18 protein-coding genes, 1 tRNA gene and 1 pseudogene are annotated in these 19,197 nt (G+C 65.1%); 13 read left to right on the top strand and 7 right to left on the bottom strand.

Features of this window, described 5'->3' with window-relative positions; translation table 11 throughout:
• Nucleotides 1-14 precede the first annotated feature (14 nt).
• On the bottom strand, nt 15-1,643 hold the full coding sequence (locus tag J6525_RS26515; protein WP_225646872.1) for an AMP-binding protein: 1,629 nt from the start codon (nt 1,641-1,643) through the stop codon (nt 15-17).
• 200 nt (nt 1,644-1,843) lie between these two features.
• On the opposite strand from J6525_RS26515, the gene J6525_RS26510 reads away from it, so the two are divergent.
• Nucleotides 1,844-2,605 (top strand): N-acyl homoserine lactonase family protein, encoded by a 762-nt coding sequence (locus J6525_RS26510; protein WP_225646871.1) that lies wholly within the window; start codon nt 1,844-1,846, stop codon nt 2,603-2,605.
• Between the two features lie 91 nt (nt 2,606-2,696).
• Complete coding sequence (locus J6525_RS26505; protein ID WP_225164107.1) at nt 2,697-3,479, top strand: SDR family NAD(P)-dependent oxidoreductase; 783 nt, start codon at nt 2,697-2,699, stop codon at nt 3,477-3,479.
• A gap of 188 nt (nt 3,480-3,667) precedes the next feature.
• Here J6525_RS26505 and J6525_RS26500 read toward each other — a convergent pair whose 3' ends face one another.
• A complete protein-coding gene (locus tag J6525_RS26500; RefSeq protein WP_024582682.1) occupies nt 3,668-3,946 on the bottom strand; it encodes a GlsB/YeaQ/YmgE family stress response membrane protein in 279 nt (92 codons plus the stop codon).
• A 36-nt stretch (nt 3,947-3,982) separates the two neighbouring features.
• Entirely contained in the window at nt 3,983-4,588 is a 606-nt protein-coding gene (locus J6525_RS26495) for a YidB family protein (protein WP_092083224.1), read from the bottom strand.
• Between the two features lie 151 nt (nt 4,589-4,739).
• Here J6525_RS26495 and J6525_RS26490 point away from each other — a divergent pair, with 151 nt between their 5' ends.
• The 3 genes from J6525_RS26490 to J6525_RS26480 are packed head-to-tail and all read left to right on the top strand — an operon-like array spanning nt 4,740 to nt 6,454.
• A complete protein-coding gene (locus tag J6525_RS26490) occupies nt 4,740-5,762 on the top strand; it encodes a 2-dehydropantoate 2-reductase (protein ID WP_225646870.1) in 1,023 nt (340 codons plus the stop codon).
• A gap of 40 nt (nt 5,763-5,802) precedes the next feature.
• Nucleotides 5,803-6,009 (top strand): hypothetical protein, encoded by a 207-nt coding sequence (locus J6525_RS26485; RefSeq protein WP_092083171.1) that lies wholly within the window; start codon nt 5,803-5,805, stop codon nt 6,007-6,009.
• Between the two features lie 22 nt (nt 6,010-6,031).
• Nucleotides 6,032-6,454: a CAP domain-containing protein gene (locus tag J6525_RS26480; protein ID WP_092083172.1), complete on the top strand. Its 423-nt coding sequence runs from the start codon at nt 6,032-6,034 to the stop codon at nt 6,452-6,454.
• A gap of 108 nt (nt 6,455-6,562) precedes the next feature.
• On the opposite strand, the gene J6525_RS26475 is transcribed toward J6525_RS26480, so the two are convergent.
• From J6525_RS26475 to J6525_RS26465, 3 genes are all read right to left on the bottom strand, one after another.
• On the bottom strand, nt 6,563-7,228 hold the full coding sequence (locus J6525_RS26475; protein ID WP_225646869.1) for a hypothetical protein: 666 nt from the start codon (nt 7,226-7,228) through the stop codon (nt 6,563-6,565).
• 192 nt (nt 7,229-7,420) lie between these two features.
• Nucleotides 7,421-8,518 carry a helix-turn-helix transcriptional regulator gene (locus J6525_RS26470; protein WP_057020156.1) on the bottom strand — a complete coding sequence of 366 codons (1,098 nt, stop codon included), beginning with the start codon at nt 8,516-8,518 and terminating at the stop codon, nt 7,421-7,423.
• A 200-nt stretch (nt 8,519-8,718) separates the two neighbouring features.
• Nucleotides 8,719-9,369: a TetR/AcrR family transcriptional regulator gene (locus J6525_RS26465; protein ID WP_092083175.1), complete on the bottom strand. Its 651-nt coding sequence runs from the start codon at nt 9,367-9,369 to the stop codon at nt 8,719-8,721.
• Nucleotides 9,370-9,453: 84 nt separating this feature from the next.
• On the opposite strand from J6525_RS26465, the gene J6525_RS26460 reads away from it, so the two are divergent.
• The 6 genes from J6525_RS26460 (at nt 9,454) to J6525_RS26435 (ending at nt 16,474) form a co-directional block, all read left to right on the top strand.
• Nucleotides 9,454-10,956, top strand: a complete 1,503-nt coding sequence (locus J6525_RS26460; RefSeq protein ID WP_225646868.1) for a flavin-containing monooxygenase — start codon at nt 9,454-9,456, stop codon at nt 10,954-10,956.
• A gap of 118 nt (nt 10,957-11,074) precedes the next feature.
• Nucleotides 11,075-11,151 (top strand) — tRNA-Arg (locus tag J6525_RS26455).
• A gap of 157 nt (nt 11,152-11,308) precedes the next feature.
• Nucleotides 11,309-12,739 (top strand): UbiA family prenyltransferase, encoded by a 1,431-nt coding sequence (locus J6525_RS26450; RefSeq protein WP_225646867.1) that lies wholly within the window; start codon nt 11,309-11,311, stop codon nt 12,737-12,739.
• A gap of 32 nt (nt 12,740-12,771) precedes the next feature.
• The gene (locus J6525_RS26445) at nt 12,772-14,127 is read left to right on the top strand and encodes an FAD-binding oxidoreductase (protein WP_225646866.1); all 1,356 of its coding nucleotides are present in this window, start codon (nt 12,772-12,774) and stop codon (nt 14,125-14,127) included.
• Complete coding sequence (locus tag J6525_RS26440; RefSeq protein ID WP_225646865.1) at nt 14,127-14,873, top strand: SDR family oxidoreductase; 747 nt, start codon at nt 14,127-14,129, stop codon at nt 14,871-14,873. Before J6525_RS26445 ends, J6525_RS26440 begins: the two co-directional genes overlap by 1 nt.
• The gene (locus J6525_RS26435) at nt 14,873-16,474 is read left to right on the top strand and encodes a DUF8728 domain-containing protein (RefSeq protein WP_225646864.1); all 1,602 of its coding nucleotides are present in this window, start codon (nt 14,873-14,875) and stop codon (nt 16,472-16,474) included. Before J6525_RS26440 ends, J6525_RS26435 begins: the two co-directional genes overlap by 1 nt.
• A 36-nt stretch (nt 16,475-16,510) precedes the next feature.
• Here the strand turns inward: J6525_RS26435 and J6525_RS26430 are convergent, their stop codons facing one another.
• Nucleotides 16,511-17,764: a glycosyltransferase family 87 protein gene (locus J6525_RS26430; protein WP_225646863.1), complete on the bottom strand. Its 1,254-nt coding sequence runs from the start codon at nt 17,762-17,764 to the stop codon at nt 16,511-16,513.
• Between the two features lie 228 nt (nt 17,765-17,992).
• On the opposite strand from J6525_RS26430, the gene J6525_RS26425 reads away from it, so the two are divergent.
• Both J6525_RS26425 and J6525_RS26420 read left to right on the top strand, forming a co-directional pair.
• Nucleotides 17,993-18,829 carry a tetratricopeptide repeat protein gene (locus J6525_RS26425; RefSeq protein WP_225646862.1) on the top strand — a complete coding sequence of 279 codons (837 nt, stop codon included), beginning with the start codon at nt 17,993-17,995 and terminating at the stop codon, nt 18,827-18,829.
• 255 nt (nt 18,830-19,084) lie between these two features.
• Nucleotides 19,085-19,197, top strand: a pseudogene (locus tag J6525_RS26420) (IS5/IS1182 family transposase); the annotation flags it as partial.

Below are 19,197 nucleotides of genomic sequence, written 5' to 3'. Positions count from 1 at the left end.
GTCCCTGGTTTCCTCTAGTTCGATTGCCTTATGGCGTTGGTCTTGTCTTGCCGCAGGTCGATCATGCCCGGATGCGACTGCGGATCCCTGTCCGCGCCGAGCAGCACGTGCTTCTGGATCTTGTTGGTCGAGGTCAGCGGCAACTCGGCGACGAAAGCGATCCACGCCGGTAGCTTGAACGCCGCCAGGCGTTCGCGGCAGAAGCGGAAGATGTCCTGCGCGAGCTCGCGTGAAGCATCGGCGCCGTCGTTGCTCACGATGAAGGCCGCAACTTCCTCGTCGCGGATCGGATCGCGCGCGGCGACGACGGCGGCCTGCTTGACCAGAGGCGACGTCGTCAGCACGGCCTCGACCTCCGCCGCCGAGATGTTCTCGCCGGCGCGCCGGACCAGGTGCTTCAGCCGGTCGACGAACACGAAGGCGCCGTCCTCGTGCTGCCAGGCGCTGTCGCCGGTGTGAAACCAGCCGCCGCGCCAGGCCTGCTCGGTAGCCTCGGGGTCTTTCAGATAGCCGGAGAACAAGCCGCGCCGCGGCGTCGCTTCCGAGTGGCGCACGCAGAGTTCGCCGACCGCGCCTGCCGGCAGAGCATTGCCGTCGGCATCGAGGATCGTCATTTCGAGCCCCGGTACGCTGCGGCCGATCGTGTTGGTCTCGAGATGGCGCGGCTCGACCGTGTTGAACGGACTGCGCCCGGTCTCCGTCATGCCCCAGCCTTCGACGAAGGGGATGCCGAAGCGCTCGCGGGCCCGCGCGCGCTGCTCGGGATTGGCGCCGACGCCCATCGAGAAGCGCAGCGCATGGGCTTTCTCGTCCGGCGTCTCCGGCTGCGCCAGCAGGGCCGCGACGATCACGCCGAGATAATGCAGCACGCTGGCGCGGCATGCGACGATGTCGCGCCAGGCAAATTTCGCGTTGAAGCGTTCCGGCAGGATCAGGCAGCCGCCGGTCAACATCATCGCGATCGGAGTCAACGTCAGGCCGGCCATGTGGAACAGCGGCAGCGGGCTGTAGAGGCGCTCCGTTCCGGCATGATACGTCGCCTCGCCGCCGTGGCTGACGTACCAGCGGCCGGTCGAGACCACGTATTCATTGGTCAGGATGCATCCCTTCGGGCGCGCCGTCGTGCCGGAGGTGTAGAGCAGCGCAGCCTCGGTCTCGCTTCCCGGCTCGTCGGCGCGCGGTGGCGGCCGCTGGGCGTGCGGGAGTGTCTCGACGCCGGCGCCGAGATCGTCACCGGAGACGATGAGCAGCGGAATGTCGCCGGTCAGCGTCTTCTGCAATTCCTTCTGATCGGCCAGCGTGACGATCAGGTCGGGTTCGGCATGCGCGATCAGGTATGCGATTTCCGCCGCGCGATAGGCCGGGTTGATCGGAACGATCGAGACGCCGAGGCCGTTGAGCGCCAGCCAATGCACGATGAAATCGGGCCGGTTCTCCAGCAGCAGGCAGGCGCGGTGTCCGTGGCCGAAGCCTGCTGCGCGGTACTGATCGCGCAATGCGCAGACCTGCCGCGCAATGTCGCCATAGGACAGTTCGATGCCGTCGGGAAAGTATGCGCGGTCGGCACGCGCGGGAATGCAGAGAAAGGGTTTGAACGCTGCCGCATCGGATGTCGCAGCGAACGTGCTGAACACGGTGTACATCGTGGCGAAACTTCCCTTTGACGGCCGCTGATCGATGCCAACGATGCCGATCCGAAGGAGCCCGGGTGCTTCGTTGAGCGCATTTGTCATGCGATCGCGACGTTGCGCGGAAGCTATAAGGACGAATAGTATGCTGTCAAATCCATTATGAGTTTTCATAAAACTCATATGTAGTTTGAAGCAAGAATGGAGGTAACGAGATGAAGATGCATATGTTGTCGGGCGGCCGTCTCCAGATGTCGAAGCGGACCTATCTGCCCGATGCGGCGCGCGGCGAGATGATCGAGCTTCCGGTCGCCTGCGTGCTGTTGCGGCATGCGCAAGGCAATGTGCTGTTCGATACCGGATGCCATCCCGATGTCGCGACCAATCCTGAAGGACGGCTCGGCACGCTCGCCAAATACATGCGCCCGATCATGCCGGCGGATGATCATGTGCTGACCAGCCTGACGGCCGTTGGCCTTGGCGCTGACGACATCGACGTGGTGATCTGCTCCCACCTGCACACCGACCATTGCGGCTGCAACGCCTTCTTCAAGAAGGCGACGATCTTCGTCCACGCACTCGAGATCGAGGCCGCGAATGCCGATAACGCGTTCGATCGCGGATACATCAAGGCGGATTGGGATCATCCGCTGAAGATGGAGATCTTCGATAAGCAGATGGATGTGTTCGGCGACGGCAAGCTGACGCTGGTCCCGCTGCCCGGACACTCGAAGGGAACGACCGGCGCGCTGGTCAAGCTCGACAACAGCGGCGAATTCCTGCTCGCCTCCGACGCGCTCAGTGTGCGCGCCAATCTCGACCAGCGGACCTCGCCGAGGAACAGCCTCGATGTCGACCAGTTCCTGAAGTCGCTCGACGAAATCGCCAGGCTCGAGGCGTCCGGCGTCAAGATCATCTGCGGCCATGACGAGGCGCAGTGGGCCAGCCTGCAAAAGGGGCTGAATGCCTATACGTGAGGATTTGGGCGCGGCTTGCAGATGTCGTTCCACGCGATATGGTGTGCCGCCGCCGGAGTTCATCTGGCTCACAACAACAAGGAAAATGCAGATGTCCAAGGATGGTTTGTGCGCGATCGTGACGGGATCGGCATCGGGACTCGGCGCCGCCACCGCGCAAATCCTCGCCACGCAGGGCGCGCGCCTCATCATCAATTATTCCAACAGCAAGGCGGAAGCCGAGGCGACCGCGGAAGCCTGCCGCAAGCAGGGCGCCGAGGTGCTGGTGGTGCAGGGCGACGTCTCGCGCGATGAGGACTGCAAGAAGATCGCAGCCGCCGCGCAGGGCTGGGGCCGCCTCGACGTGCTCGTCAACAATGCGGGCACCACCAAGCACGTGCCGCATCACGATCTCGACGGCCTGACCGCGGAAGATTTCCAGCGCATCTATGCCGTCAACACCATCGGCCCGTTCCAGATGGTTCGTGCCGCGCGCGCGCTGCTCGAAGCCGGCGCGAAGGCATCTAGCCGTCCGTCGGCTGTGGTCAACGTCTCCTCGGTTGCAGGCATCTCCGGCGGTGGTTCGTCGGTCGCCTATGCCGCGAGCAAGGGCGCGCTCAACACCATGACGCAGTCGCTGGCGCGCGCGTTGGCACCGTTGATCCGCGTCAACACGGTGTGTCCGGGTTATATCGATACGCCCTGGTTCACCAAGGGCCGCGGCGAGGCCGGCGCCAAGCAGGTGCGCGATGCCGTGGTGGCGCGCGTGCCGCTGAAGGTCGCCTCGACGGCCGAAGACATCGCCAACCTGGTCTGCTTCCTGGCGAGCCCGGCCTCGAGCAACATGACCGGTGAGTTCGTCCGCATGGACGCCGGCATGCATCTGATTCAGTGACACGGCTGCGGAGCGGTTTGCCGAAACGAAAATGCCCGGGCGAGGCCCGGGCATTTGCATTTTGAGACAGGCTTTGCGGTTATTCGGTCATTCCGGGGCGATGCGTCAGCATCGAACCCGGAATCTCGAGATTCCGGGTTCTCGCTTCGCGAGCCCCGGAATGACCGTTGAGGATGACGCCTAAGGCGTCATCTGTTGCCGATATCCGGGATCACGCGCGCCGCGACCAGCCGGTTCCAGATGAACAGCACCACCAGCGCGCCGATCGTGGCGGTGATGAAGCCGGCACCTTGTTCGGGACCGTAATGGCCGATCGCCTGGCCGATGAAGGTCGCAAGAAACGCGCCGGCGATGCCGAGCACGGTGGTGAGAATAAAGCCGCTTGGATTGTTCGGTCCCGGCGACAGGAATCGCGCGATGATCCCCGCGACAAAGCCGACGATGATGACCCAGATGATGCCGCCCATGACTGTCGTCCTCCTCAGATGGAATCAACGCTACCGTCAGAGCCTGCGGTGCAGCTCGTCGCCGCTCGGCAGCCGGCCGTCCGGCGTCAGATGATTGATCGCGTCGGGCAGATACTGGCTGAGGCCCTGCAGCAGTTCGTCGCGCGACAAGCCGCTCTGCGATGCCAGCGAGTTGATCTGGTCGGCGCCGAGCGCGTTGGCGAGATCGCCGGGCGCGATCTGCTTGTTGGGACCGTTGCTGACCCAGGAATTGGCCGCGTCGCCATGACCCTTCTGCTGCAATTGATTGAGCAGATCGCCGAGGCCGCCGCTGAGCACGGTGCCGGCTGCGCCGCCGGCGAGCAGGCCGCCGAGGCCGCCCTTCAGCAGATCGCCGAGCCCGCCGCTGCCGGCGCCGCCGGGCAGGCCTGCGGTGACGTTGCCGGGAGGAAGCGGCGGCGCCTGCTCCGGCTTCGGCTCAGGGGCGCTCGCGTCCGCCTGGCCGCCGGAGAAATGCTTGACCGCCTTCCAGGCGAGCAGCGCGAGGATCGCCATCGTCATCGGTGACATTCCGCCGCCGCTCGAGCTGTCGGATGAGGTGCTTGGCGCGCTCGGACCGCGCGGGCCGTTCTGCATGCCGTTGAGTACGTCGAGTAAACCCATGATCGTCTCCTGCCGCAACCGTGCCCCGAGCGGGAAACATAGCTTCCGCCCATGACGGTTACAAGGCGGGCCACCCGGCCCGCGGTGCGTCGAAATAGGCAGGCAACCCAAGGTCTGCTATCGAGCCAATGATGAATGGACGTTTGGCCACATGAACGAGGACCGGCCGATCGGCATTGCGGGCGCGGGAAGCATCGGCTGCTTCGTCGGCGGCACGCTCGCGGCTGCGGGGCGCCGTGTCGTGCTGCTGGCGCGGCCGCGGCTGATCCAGGAGATCGCAGGCAACGGCTTGCGGGTCAGCAGCTTTGACGGCTCCGAGCGGACGGTATCCGCGGACCGGCTCATTGTGTCCGACGATCCGTCGATCTTGTCCGACGTCCAGACCGTGCTGGTGACGGTGAAGAGCGCCGACACCGCTGCGATGGCCGACGTGATCGCGCGCCACGCGCCTGACGATGCCGCGGTGATCAGCCTGCAGAATGGCGTCGGCAATGTGCCCTTGCTGCGCGACCGTTTGCCGGGCCGCAACGTGCTCGGCGGCATGGTGCCGTTCAACGTGGTCGCGCTCGGCGACGGCCGCTTCCATCGCTCGACCTCCGGCGACATCGTCATCGCGCAGGATGACGCGGGCACCGCGGCGCGGCTGTCGGTGCCGGGCCTTGCGATCAAGCCCACCGGCGATATCGACGGCGTGCAGTGGGGCAAGCTGATCGTCAATCTCAACAATGCGCTCAATGCGCTGTCCAATATTCCGCTGCGGCAACAGCTCGCGCAGCGCGGCTGGCGACGACTGCTTGCCGATCAGATGGCCGAGGGCCTGGCTGCGGTGCGCGCCGAAGGCATTGCGCCGGTGTCGCCGACGCCGCTGCCGTCGAGCTGGATGCCGCCTTTGCTGCGGCTGCCCGATGCGCTGTTCGACATGCTGCTCGGCCGCACCGTGAAGATCGATCCCGAGGCGCGCTCCTCGATGTGGGAGGATCTGCAGCGCGGCCGCCGCACTGAGGTCGACTATTTGCAGGGCGTGATTACCGCGATCGCGGATCGCCGCGGGCTCGAGGCGCCATTGTCGCGCCGCGTCATCGCGCTGATCCGGAAGGCGGAGGCGGACGGCAAGGGCTCGCCGGGGCTAACGCCCGAACAGATCCGCGATGGCGGCGACCATGAACGCCGATGATCGTCCGCCACGTCGATCGAACAACAGAGGAGATGACATCATGAAACGGTCCAGCATCATGCTGTTCACGCTTGTTGCGCTCGCGGCCGGCCCGGTCCGCGCGGCGCCGCCGACCGTGACACCGTCGCCTGGCTATGATGCGCGCTTGCAGGAGCAGCGCGCGGCGGCCGCGGCAGCCAGCCGAGCGGCCACGCCTGCGCACCGATCGGTCGCGCCCCGACACCACAAGCGCACCCGCGCGCACTGATCCATTACAGAGACAACTTCAGATGAAGCTGCTGTTCCTCGCGCTCACCTTCGTGTTTGGCTTCACCACGGCCGCAGGCGCCGCCGACTATGCCGGCTCGATTAGTGCCTACCGGCGCGCCAACCGCATGCCCGCGGTGAAGCTCGACGCGAAGCTGAACGCGATGGCGCTGAAGCAGGCGCAGGCGATGTCGGCGACCGGATCGGTCAGCCACTCCGCGGGCGGCAGCTTCTTCACGCGCATCGCGCCGCTCAAGAAGCAGCGCGCCGCCGAGAATATCGGCGCCGGCTTCATCGCTTTCGCCGAGATGCTGAAGCAGTGGGAGAATTCGCCGGGCCATCGCGAGAACCTGCTGATGCCGGGCGCCAAGCGCGTCGGCGTCGCCTTCGTCGACAATCCGAAGTCGCCGTACCGCAGGTTTTGGGCGATGGTGATTACCGATTGAGCCTGCGGTGTCATTCCGGGGCGGAGCGAAGCGACGAACCCGGAATCTCGACGGCAGAGAGATTCCGGGTTCTCGCTTGCGCGAGCCCCAGAATGACTAAGCGAACCGTCAGTTTCGCTTCGCAACCTTGGTCGGTGGCGGCGGTGTCGGCGTGAACAGCTTCTTCAGGCCGTCCAATCCCTCGGAAAGCCGCGGCCATTCGCAGGAGAACGTACCCTTCACGCAGTTGCTTGTCCGCGGCCGCGGCTCGGGAATGGGGACGGCAGCGACCCGCGGCTTGACCGGCCTTGCGGCGGGGACGGGGACTTTCGCAGTCTCACTGCGCACCGGCTCATTGTGCAATGACGCCTGCTGGATCTGCGGCGGCCGCACCGGCTGTGTCTCCTGCCGCTCGAGCTGCTTCGCATTGAACGCCGCGACGATACGCGAGCGGCGCTGCTGCTCGAGGTAGCCGGTATATTCCTGGTCGATCTTCTTCTGCTCGTCCGGCGTCGGATTGGGACCGGCGATGTCGAAGCTGCGGTCCTGCATGAAGTCGTAATAGGTGTAGCCACCGCCGGGCTTGCGACGGCCGGCGAACTTGGCGTTGCAATCGGCGAGTTGCGCGGTCTTGTCTTCCCTGGTCTTCGCCTTCTCGGCGAGGTCGGCGCAGTCCTCGAAGTCCTTCGGGCCGCCGCGCCACCATTGCGCGTGCGCGCTCGTCGGCGCCAGCACGCAAGCGACGGCGAAAGCGGCAACAGCCAACGTCGATGATCGTGACGGCATCACGGACATTGAGACCAAACCCGAACGACACAGAGTGAGCAGATTGTCGCCATTTTAGTGACACTTGTCACCCGGGAACCCGACGATTTTCCCGACCTGTGGAATGTTGCCGCGGCTGATGGAACACAGCCTTCGCGATTGGAATAATTGAAGAATCTCATCGGAACGGGCCGGAGATCAGAACAATTCGCCTTTAATCGTTCACTTCACCCTGTGCAGCAACGCAACCAGTTCCGCCTGCCGGTGGGTGCCGGTCTTCTGGAAGATCGTCTTGAGCTGATTGCGCGCGGTGGCAAGGGCAACGCCGGCCGCCTGCGCGGCCGCTTCGACCGAATCGCCGCGTGCAAGCCGCGCGGCGAGGCGTGCCTGCGCCGGCGTCAGCTCGAACGTCGCCGCCAGCAGCGCCTGATCGAACGCGGCGCTGCCTTCGAGATCGCGGATCAACAGGATCGCGCGCGCCCCGAGGAACGGCGAGCGCGCCGCCGGAGGCACCGGTTGGATCTGGATCACGATCGGCCGCTTGTCGATCCTGCGCACCACGATCGGCGACGACGGCAATGGGTGCAGGTCCGAGCTGTGGGCCAACTGATCAATCAGCCTGGTCAGATCGGCATTGGCCTGCCGGTCGAGCAGGGTGAGGCGATTGTTGCGGATCGCAAGGTCGTAGCCGAGGCAGCGTTCCGCCTGGCTGTTCATGCCGATGATGGTGCCGAAGCGGCCGACGGCAATCGCAGCGACCTGGATCAGATCGAGCGCGCCGGTGATGCCCGAGAGCGCGGAGCGGCCGACGACGGCGGAGAGCGTCGCGGCTTCCGTGAGCGGCGCCGACACCCTTTGCAGCGCCTTGATCTCGTCGGCGTCGAACAAGCCTTCCCTGGGCGAACGCTGGATCGTCAGTGCCCACAACGCCGGGCCGGAGTGGAAGCCGATCGCCGCGAACCATTTCAGTCCGAACTCGCCGAGCGTGGCGTAGAGCGGATCGCGCAGCATCTCGGTTTCGGATTCGAACAGATCCGCATCGGTGATGACATCGACGCCAGCATGCATCAGCGGCACGCCGCGGGCCGCGCGGATGTCGGTGAGGTGAAGATTGTGCGGGAAGTAGGTCTTGGTGAAATACTCGGTGATCGAGTCCGTGCGCGGAATGTCTTCAGTGCGGATATCGCTCTGAAGCATCGCAGCGCCGGTCGCGCCGACGGCGGCGCAGACCTCGTCCATGAAGGACGGCCAGGTCGAGGGATCGAGAACCACATCGCCGAGGCGCGCGGTCACATCGTCAAGCCTGTGCAGATCGACCAAAATTCAGCTCCGCCGATGCAAACAGCGTTGTTTTGTCAGGCGAAACAGGCTGCACCTCGTTGCGCCCGGTACCGGGCATAAGAAAACCCAAGGGCCCGATATGCAAGTTAAATCAGCGACAGGCTAGGGGCCGGGTCCGCAAGCGCTGGCGAAACATGATCGAAAATCGGCGGGTCCCGCTGGCCGGTGCGATCCGGCCGCTACGATAAGTGACCATCCTCACGGTGGCCGGCTTCGGTCAGCGCCACGCGGCAGAAGCTGGCGGCGATCGCGACGACCTCTTCCACGGCCTGCGGATATTGCTTCGACACCCAGCGCAGCGCGATCGAGATGACGGCGCCCACCATGCCGACCGAGAGCAGCGAGGCGGCCGCGCCCTTGCCGCTGCGCTTCGGGTCGAGCGCCGGCGGCACCAGGATGTCGCTGAAGACGCGCAAGGCGTCGAGCTTGACGGCATCGACCGCCGGACTGATGCCTGAAATTTCCAGCAGAAAGACCCGGGCGGGCTTCGGGTGCTGCTTCAGACGCGTGAAATAGAGCGTCAGCGCCGCGCGCAGCCTCATCTCGGCATCGTCGCCTGCGGCTGCAGCGGCCGCGGTCATTTCCTCGTGCAGGTGGCCGACGACATGGCCGTAAGCGGCGATCAGCAGAGCCTCGCTGTTCGCAAAGGACTCGTAGAAATAGCGCTCGGTCAGCTCGGCCGCCTCGCAGATCGCCTTCACGGTGGCGCCGCGATAGCCGACCTCGCCATAGACCTCGATCGCCGCGTCGATCAGCTTGAGCCGCCGCTCGGCGCGGCGTTCCTCGGCGTCCATACCGCCATAGAGGCGGGCTTTCCGGCTGCTTGCCATGAAAGTGTATTGACACGAGGCATTGTCAGATGTCAAGTCATCTGACAATATGTATTGTCAATACTGCCACGGGAGGGTCAAGGCGTGTCCATTCATTTCGACGTGTTGATCGTGGGCGCGGGACTGTCGGGCATCGGCGCCGGCTACCATTTGCAGGCCAACTGCCCTGACCGCAGCTACGCCATTCTTGAAGGCCGCGACTGCATCGGCGGCACCTGGGACCTGTTCCGCTATCCCGGCATCCGCTCCGACTCCGACATGTACACGCTCGGCTATTCGTTCCGGCCGTGGACCGAGCCGAAGGCGATCGCCGATGGCCCGTCGATCCTGAACTATGTGCGCGAGACCGCGCGCGTCTACGGCATCGACAAGAACATCCGCTTCAACCATCGCGTCGTGCGCGCCGACTGGTCGTCCGCCGACTCGCAATGGACGGTCGAGGTCGAGCGCGGGCCGGAGAAGACGATCGAGCGCTTCACCTGCAGCTTCCTGTTCATGTGCAGCGGCTACTACAAATATGAACACGGCTACACGCCCGACTTCCCCGGCATCGCCGATTTCGCCGGCCGCGTCGTCCATCCGCAGAAATGGACCGACGACATCGACTATGCCGCCAAGAAGGTGGTGGTGATCGGCAGCGGCGCGACCGCGGTGACGCTGGTGCCGGAAATGGCCAAGACCGCCGCCCATGTCACGATGCTGCAGCGCTCGCCGACCTATGTCGTGGCGCGGCCCGACGAGGACAAAGTCGCCAACTGGCTGCGCGCGCGGCTGCCCGCGAAACTCGCCTACGGCCTCACGCGCTGGAAGAACGTGCTGTTCGGCATGTATTTCTACCGGCTCTGCAAGCGCGATCCGGAGCGCGTGAAGAAGCTGATCCTCGGCGGCGTGCGTCACGCGCTCGGCCCCGACTACGACATCGCCACCCATTTCACGCCGCGCTACAATCCGTGGGACCAGCGGCTTTGCCTGGTCCCGAACGGCGATCTCTTCCAATCGCTGTGCAACGGCAGATCGTCCGTCGTCACCGACCAGATCGAGACCTTCACGCCCGGCGGCATCAAGCTCAAGAGCGGCAATGTGCTCGACGCCGACATCGTGGTGACCGCGACCGGCCTCGATCTGCAGGTGCTCGGCGGACTCGAGATCAATGTCGACGGCGCGCGAGTCGATCTGTCGAAGACCATGAACTACAAGGGGCTGATGTACTCGGGCGTGCCGAACCTCGCCGCCGCCTTCGGCTACACCAATGCATCCTGGACGCTGAAATGCGACCTGACCTGCGAATATGTCTGCCGTATTCTCAACCACATGAAGGCGCACGGCTACGCGCAGGTTACGCCGCGGCGGAACGATCCGACCGTGACCGAACTGCCCTGGGTGGATTTCTCCTCGGGCTACATCCAACGCGCCGCCGCCAGGTTCCCCAAGCAGGGCTCGCGCCGGCCGTGGCGGCTCTACCAGAATTATGCTCTCGATATCATGACGCTGCGCTTCGGCTCGCTGAAGGATGAAGCCATCGAGTTTCTCCCGGCGCGTCGGGCCAGCGCGGATGCCGCCTCGAATCCGGCACGCCAGGTGGCGTAACGCGCGACACGCCAAACCTCGCGTAACTTCGCGCGCGCCCGATGTGGCGCGGGCTGGCGATCACCCGGCAGCTCTGCTATGGGATGGCGACGCCCGCATGCTTCGCTGCGGGCGGTGCGGTCCCGTAGCTCAGCCGGATAGAGCGACGGTTTCCTAAACCGTAGGTCGGAAGTTCGAGTCTTCCCGGGATCGCCATTTTTCGCTCACCGCGCGCTGCCGGCGAGGCTTTTCAACACGCATTCCGGCGCCATCTGCCCGGCGTTCGCTCCCCCCAAGTTCACCCGAGATCAAGTTCACCCCAAATTAGGGAAAGCCCGGGACAATGGGGAGGGGGCACCGGAAGACCGCACGTATGCGAGCTAGCGTTCCAGAACGGGTTGAGCAGGGGGGCGGCGATGCCCTTCGCGATCCGCTGCGTTCGAAGGGCCGGCCGCTCGTCGTCGATGTCGACGAGCTCATGGTGCGGGGAAGCTCCGTCCCCGCCGATATCGCATCCGATCTGATCCGCCGCCTTCGCGCTTTCGCCGCGGCGATCACCGCTTCCCTTGGATCGCAAGCGCGATCAGCGCAAGGTGCAGATCCATCGGGGTTCGATCCGTTGCGGGCGCAATTCGACCACGACGCGGTGAGGTTCCTGCTGCAGGTGCTGGGCGCAGGCCGCCCGGTCTACCTTTGCTCGGAAACCTATCCCGAGCCGTTCGTCAGCGCGGTCGCCGAGCATCTTGGCGTCTTCACCGCCTGGGCCGCCGCGCCGGAACGTCAATTGCCGCCGGCGCAGCGCGAAGAGCTGCCGCCCGTGCTTCGGCAGGGCTTTGACTATATCGGCAGCGCGGCGGTCGCGTTGCCCGATTCCGCATCGCGCCTCGCGCGCTCCGCTCGATCCGAGCCGTCCGCGCCCGCGCGGGTCAGTATGCGCGTCAGTATGCGCAGCTGGCTGAAGCTGTTCAGGGTGCATCAATACGCCAAGAACGCCCTCGTGCTGGTGCCGCTGCTGACCGCACACAAATTCGCATTGGGATCGGCGGCGACGTCGCTGCTTGCCGTGATCGCATTCTCGCTCTGCGCGTCGGGCGCCTACATCCTGAACGATCTTCTCGACGTCGAGGCCGACCGCGCGCATCCGACCAAGCGCAACCGCCCGATCGCAAGCGGCGCCATCCCGGCATCGCGGGCCGTCGGCGCGATGGCCCTGGCGCTGGTCGCCGCATTTGCGATCGCAATGTCGATATCGATCGAGTTCGGCGGCGTCCTGCTCGGCTATTTCGCGCTGACCACCTCCTATTCGCTTTGGCTCAAGCGCATCGCGACCGTCGACGTCGTCGTGCTCGCCACGCTTTACACCGTCCGCGTGATCGGCGGCGCCGTCGCGATCAGCGTGCCGATGTCGGAATGGCTGCTCGCTTTCTCGCTGTTCATCTTCATGTCGCTGGCGCTGGTGAAGCGCTATATCGAGCTCGCCGGCCAGCCGGACGGCGCCGTGCTGGCGGCGCGCGGCTACCAGGTCGGGGACAAATCGATGATCGCGATCCTCGCCGCCGCGTCAGGCTTCAACGCCGTCGTGATCTTCACGCTCTACATCTCGTCCGATACGGTGCGCGCGCTTTACAGCCATCCGCAACTGCTCTGGGTCGGTTGCCCGATCTTGATGTACTGGATCGGCCGCGTGATGTTGTTCGCGCAGCGCGGATTGATCGACGACGATCCGGTCATCTTTGCGCTGAGGGATCGCGTCAGCTGGGTCGCGCTCGGCGCGATCGGCGCCATCATGCTCGCCGCCATCTAGCGATGCCGGGGGCTGCGTTACCAGGAGCTGTGATGTCGACCTCCAGTCCGGGCGGCATTGGCCTGTCCGGCTGGGGCAACTATCCGAAGGCGTCGTCCGAACTGCTGGCGCCGCAGACGCCCGCAGGCGCGCGGGACCACATGCTTGCGCGGTCTGGTGTCGTCGCGCGCGGGGCCGGGCGGGCCTATGGCGATGCTGCGATCGGAACGCAATCGACGATTTCGTCGCGCGGCCTGAACCGGATGCGGAGCTTCGATGCCGCAACCGCGCGATTGACGGTCGAAGCCGGCGTGACCATCGCCGACATCCTTGCCGTTTTCGAGCCGCGCGGCTTCTTCCTCAAAGTCGTGCCCGGCACGAAATTCGTGACGGTCGGCGGCGCGATCGCGGCCGACGTTCACGGCAAGAACCATCATCGCGATGGCGGCTTCGGCACCATCGTCGATTCGTTCCGCCTCGCGCTGCCGGGCGGCGAGATCGTCACCTGCTCGCGATCGGAAAACGCCGCGCTGTTCGCGGCGACACTGGGAGGCATGGGCCTGACGGGCATGATCCTCGACGCGACGCTGCGGCTGCTGCCGATCGAGACCGCCTGGCTGCGGCAGGACACCCGCGTCGCCGGCAATCTCGACGCGGCGATCGATCAGCTGGAAAGCAGCGCATCGACCACCTATTCGGTGGCCTGGATCGACTGCCTCGCGCGCGGCGCGGCGCTCGGCCGGTCGCTGGTCTATCTCGCCGAGCACGCCACGCGCCGCGACAAGGATATGCTGGGACCCGGCCTCGAAGCGTTTCCCAGCCTCCGCACGTCGCGGCTCGCGGTCCCGGAGCTGTTTCCGGGATGGCTGCTCAATCGCGCATCGATGCGGGTGTTCAACGAGCTGTACTTCCGCTGCGGCGCCGCGCATTCGGGCAAGCCGCGGCTGGTCCATTGGGACCCGTATTTCTTTCCGCTCGATGCGATCGCCGACTGGAACAGGATCTACGGCCGGCGCGGCTTCGTGCAATATCAATGCGTGATCCCGCTCGACCGTGCGCGCGGCGTTCTCGCCGAAATTCTCGATCGTGTGTCGCGGCGCGGCGATGCGTCGTTTCTCGCGGTGCTCAAGCAGCTCGGCGAAGGCAGCGGGCCGATGTCGTTTCCGCTCCGCGGCTACACGCTGACGATGGACTTTCCGGTCAGCGACGCGCTGTTCGGGTTTCTTGACCAGCTCGACGCGCTGGTGGTCGATGCCGGCGGCCGGCTCTATCTCGCCAAGGACGCGCGGCAGTCCCGCGCGACATTCGAATCCGGATATCCCGGCCTTGCGGCGTTGCGGGACATCCGCCAGCAGACCGGGGCGAATACCCGCCTCGTGTCCCATCTTTCAGCACGGCTTGGAATTTGATGACCGGTACAAAATCAATTCTGGTGATTGGCGGCAGTTCGGACATCGGGCACGCGACCGCGCTGCGCTATGCCAGCGACGGATGGCGCGTGATGCTCGCCGCCCGCGATATCGGGGCGGCGCAGCGCAATGCGGACGACATCAAGACGCGAAGCGGTACCGAAACCTCGGTTGTCGCGCTCGACGTGCTGCAGACCGGGCAGCTCGGCGGCTTCGTCGCCGGTCTTTCGCCACTTCCCGACACCGTCGTATGCGTTGTCGGGGAGCTCGGCGATCAATCGCGTGCCGAGACCGATCCCGAGCTTGCGACGAAGATCATGCGCACCAATTTCGAGGCGCCCAGCCTGCTGCTCGAACTGTTCGCGCAAGCCTTCGCGACGCGCGGCTCGGGCACCATCGTCGGCGTGAGCTCGGTCGCCGGCGATCGCGGGCGGGCCTCGAACTATTACTACGGCGCGGCCAAGGCCGGCTTCTCGCAATTCCTGTCCGGCTTGCGCAATCGCCTGGCGCTTGCGGGCAAGGTCCGTGTCGTCACCGTCAAGCCGGGATTCGTGCGGACCAGGATGACGGCGCATATGAAGCTGCCGGCTCCCTTGACGGTGCAGCCGGATCGGGTCGCGGAGGATATCTTCCGGGCCGATGTGACGAGGCCGCGTGACGTGATCTATGTGGCGCGCCGCTTCCGCCTGGTGATGGCGATCATCTGCGCGCTGCCGGAGACGATCTTCAAACGGATGCGTATCTGATGCCCGGTGTCGCCGCCAACCACGCGTCGTTCCCGCGATCCAGCGCGATCCGGCAGAGCGTCCCGCTTGTGACGGCATCGCTGTGGCTCATGCTGTTCGCGGCGACGCTGATCTTCAGCGTCACGCTCTGCGACGGCAGGCTGATCTTCACCCTCGACGATCCCTACATCCACCTCGCCGTCGCCGATCACATCCGGTCCGGCGGCTACGGCGTCAATGCGTCCGAGGTCTCGTCGCCAAGCTCGTCGATCATCTGGCCCTATCTGCTGGCCGTGACGGAGACGCTGCATCTTGGCGCATTCGGTCCGCTCCTGATCAATGCCGCGGCTGCGGCAGCGACTGTCGTGGCTTTCCTGCGCATCCTTGAATCGGCTGAACTGCTCGACCCCGGCCGAGAGAAGGCGCTGCTGTTTTTCGTCGCGTTGCTCGCCATTTTTTCGTCAAGCGCGATCGCGCTGCCCATGACCGGCATGGAGCACAGTCTTCACGTTTGGGCCACGGTCGCGACCTTCGGCGGCCTGACCGAAGCCGCGCGCGGACGGTCGCCGACCGCCATGCATTTCGCGGCGCTGGTGCTGCTGCCGCTGATTCGCTTCGAGGGAATCGCGTTCGCCATCGCGGCGATGATGGGGTTTGCTCTGCTCGGCCAGCGCCGTTTTGCGGCCGCGGCCGCTGCCGTCACGCTCTGCGCTTTCGCCGCGTATTTCGCGCGAATGGCCTCGCTCGGTCTCCCGCTGTTGCCGAGTTCGGTATTGCTCAAATCGCGCATCGCCGAATCCGGCTATGAAGGAAGCGGCGTGTTCGCCTCCATCCTCCGCAATCTCGGCGACAGCTTCGCTGATCCCGCCGGCTTCAGGCTGATGCTGCTCGGTCTTGCGCTCGCCGCCGCGATGGCGCTGCTGCGCTCCGACCGCGGTGCCCTGATCGTCTGTGCGACGGTGCTCGCCGCGATCGCTGCGCATCTCGGCTTTGGCCAATATGGCTGGTTCTACCGGTATGAGGTTTACATCGTTGCGCTTGCGGTGCTGGCGCTGCTCTACGCGGTCGCACGCGCGCGAGCGGTCTTGAGCGTCCCGCAATGGACCGCCGCGACGCTCGCCAGCGTCGGGCTCGCCGGTTTTGCCAGCGTGGGCTATGTCAGCGCCGCCCTGGAGACGCCGTTTGCCTCGCGCGGCGTCTACGAGCAGCATTATCAGTTGGGGCGCTTCGCCCAACAGCTCTACCGGCGGCCGGTTGCCGTGAACGATCTTGGGCTCGTTGCCTGGGGAAATCCGAACTTTGTGCTGGATTTGTGGGGGCTCGGTTCGGAGCGCGTGCGCAAGGCGAAGCGCGCCGGCCGCTACGGCCCGGCCGAGATGGCCGCGCTCGCCGACGGGCATCATGTCGGCGTCGCCATGATCTACGACAGCTGGTTTGCGCAGGGCGTGCCGGCGAACTGGAGGAAGGTCGCGATCCTGCACACGATTCCGGTGACCGGCGCGCGCGGTGACGTAAGCTTCTACGTCACGCCGGTTGCGGAGCCGGAACTCGTCGCCGGCGCGCTGAAGGCTTTCGCGTCGACCCTGCCGGCGCGCGATCGTCTCGAAATGGTGGCGCCGTGAGCGTTGCGTGATCGCGGGGGGTGTCGCGCCGGGTGCTCAAATCCTCGCAAGAGGACCCTGCGCCGGAACGGGAGAGCCGCTGCTTGACTCGCGCAGCAGCAGGATTGCGACGATCAGCGTGATCAGCGCGGCGATTCCGAAGCCTCCGATCGAAATCACGTCGACCCAATGGACGTCCGTGCGGGGCGTGTTGTTATGGACCGTGTGCATGTAGCCGAAGGCTCCGATCGGTATCGGCGCGGCATAGATGATCGCACGTTCCCACTCGCGGGCCTTAGTCTGAAGCGCCGGCAACAGCAGCGCCATTCCGATACTGAAGATCAGGAAGTCATAATCATACGCATAGGGGCTGATGCAGACCGATACGATCGCGGTCAGGCCGAGACTCTCGCGCACCGGCATCTTGCGGTAGGCCGCGACCAGCACGATGCCGAGCGCAAGGACGGCGACGACGCCCTGGCCGATAAACGCTGCCGATGCGGAGAACCCCGTGGTTCGCAACGCGGCATAGGCCGAGACCATTCGATACAGCGGATAATAGGCTTCCCGCAGGAATACCGACGAATCGTGCACGCCCTGCAGCATCACGGTCCAGATCTGCATGCCGAACAGCGCCGTGCAGATCGCCGAGCTGATCAGCACGACGGTGCCCGCCGTCATCACGACGATCCACGAGCGCCGCAGGATGGCATAGAGTGCGAAGGCGACGGCGAAATGCGGCTTGATGATCATCAGACCAAGGGCCACGCCCGCGAGCATCGGTCGCTCTTCGAAGTACAGGCACACCAGCCCGATCAGTGCGGCGGTAAGGAAGCTGTTCTGGCCGCATGCCAGCGTGACCCCGATCGTCGGAAAGAAAACGATCAGCACGAGCACGAACCGGTTTCCGGCAAGACGCCGCAGCACGGCGAGGTAAACAGCCAGCGTCGAGGCCATGAACAACAGATAGGCCATTCCGAACGGGACCAGCGCGAACGGAGCCAGCAGCAGGTTGAATTGCGGCGGATAGGTCCATGGCATGAAGCCGTCGTGCCCGCCCGACGCCTGCTTCTCGATGATAGCGAGCTTCGCGAATTGATAGGCCTGGTCGAGGTCGCCGAGCCACACCAGCTTTGCGGTAATGTAGAAGGCGGCGAAGTCGACCAGTTCGCGGCCGTGCCCCAGCCCCAGCTGGGAGAACCACACAACCTTGAACAGGAGGGCGGCGACCAGCATCACGAGGATTCCGCGCGTGTAGTTGGTGCGCTTCGAGTCCGTCGACTGAATTGTTTCGAGCGTTGTTGCGAGCATCAGGCCGGGCCCTGTGATGGCAACCCAAGCTAGATTGAATAGGTTAAGCAGTCGAAAAATTGCAGGGGGAGGGTGGATCCCCTGTCGCCTGACAGCCGCAGGGATGCATGAAATCGGTCGGTCGAGGCTGGAACCGGACGGTATCTCGGTGTCCGGATGCGACTTTCGCTGGACGCTCCGTCGGCGGCAGTGATAACGGCTGACAAGAACCATCTCACGACGGACCGCATGCCGAAACCGCCGCCTCCTTCCAATCGCGGGCCCAGCCCATCCCCGGTACTGCAACGCGCCGTGGTCGCATTGCAGATGGGACAGGTCGTCGAAGCCGAGCGGCTGGCGGCGGAGGTCTTGAAGGCAAACCGGACCGATGTCGGCGCGGCCTCGATCCTGGCACGGGCGCTGATGATCCAGAACCGCAACGAGGAGGCGATCGCACCGCTCGAGCGCGCCGTGCGCCGCGTCGAGGATCCCGGCCTCGAGACCCTGCTCGGCGCAGCGCTCGGCGGCGCCGGTCGCGGCAGCGAGGCGATCGACGTGCTGCGGCGAACCACCGCGCGGCGGCCGCCCTACCTGCCCGCATTCCAGGCGTTGGCAGGGCAATTGCACTCGGCCGGTCGCATCGACGAGGCGGTTGCCGTCATTGAGAGCGCGCTTGCTCTCGCGCCGGGGAGCCTCGAGTTTCAGCTGCTGCTGGCGCAGTTGCTGCCCCAACGCAATGAGCGTGGCCGGGCGCGCGAGATTCTGGAGAAGTTGCGCAATGCGGCGCCGGGACATCCCGATGTTCTGGCCGCGCTTGCGCGTGTACTGCTGCTCGATGGCGAATATGCTGCCGCGGCGGATCTCTACCGCCAGGTGGTGGCGCAGCGCCCCGACGACCCGCTGACGCGTCTCAGCTTCTCCGCCAGTCTTCTGGAAATGGGCGACCGCGCGGCCGGCGAGGCCAATCTGCGTCTCGCGTTGCGCGGCCGGCCGCAAATGATCGGCCGCACGACCGCCGCGCTCATCATGTCATCGCACGGCCGCTTCTTCTTCCGCCGCAGCGCCTTTGCGGAATTTCTGAGCTAGAGCGTTTTCAAATACTGCTTGTTCCGCGGCGTTGGAGCGACGAGTCCCGCTCACAACACCCGCTGCGGCGTATGGGTCCCTGCTTTCGCACTAGCGTATATACATATCCTCCGCAGTCTTTGCGGAGTCTTCTCAAAGAGTTGGCCGAAAACCGCAGAGAACTTACTCATCTGCACTAGGACCGATCGACATTCAGGATTCCCAAGCGGTTTGATCGCTGATTCATAGAGTTCCGTGATTCGAGACACGGAGCAGATGGTGGCGGCGAAACGATATGAGCTGACGGAGGCGCAATGGGCGAGGATTGCGCCACTGCTGCCGGGGAAAGCTGGCGACCCGGGACGTACGGCTGCGGACAATCGACTGTT

It is taken from the genome of Bradyrhizobium australafricanum, from assembly GCF_020329495.1.
Lineage (GTDB): Bacteria > Pseudomonadota > Alphaproteobacteria > Rhizobiales > Xanthobacteraceae > Bradyrhizobium > Bradyrhizobium australafricanum.
This window is presented reverse-complemented; position numbering and strand designations above follow the sequence as displayed.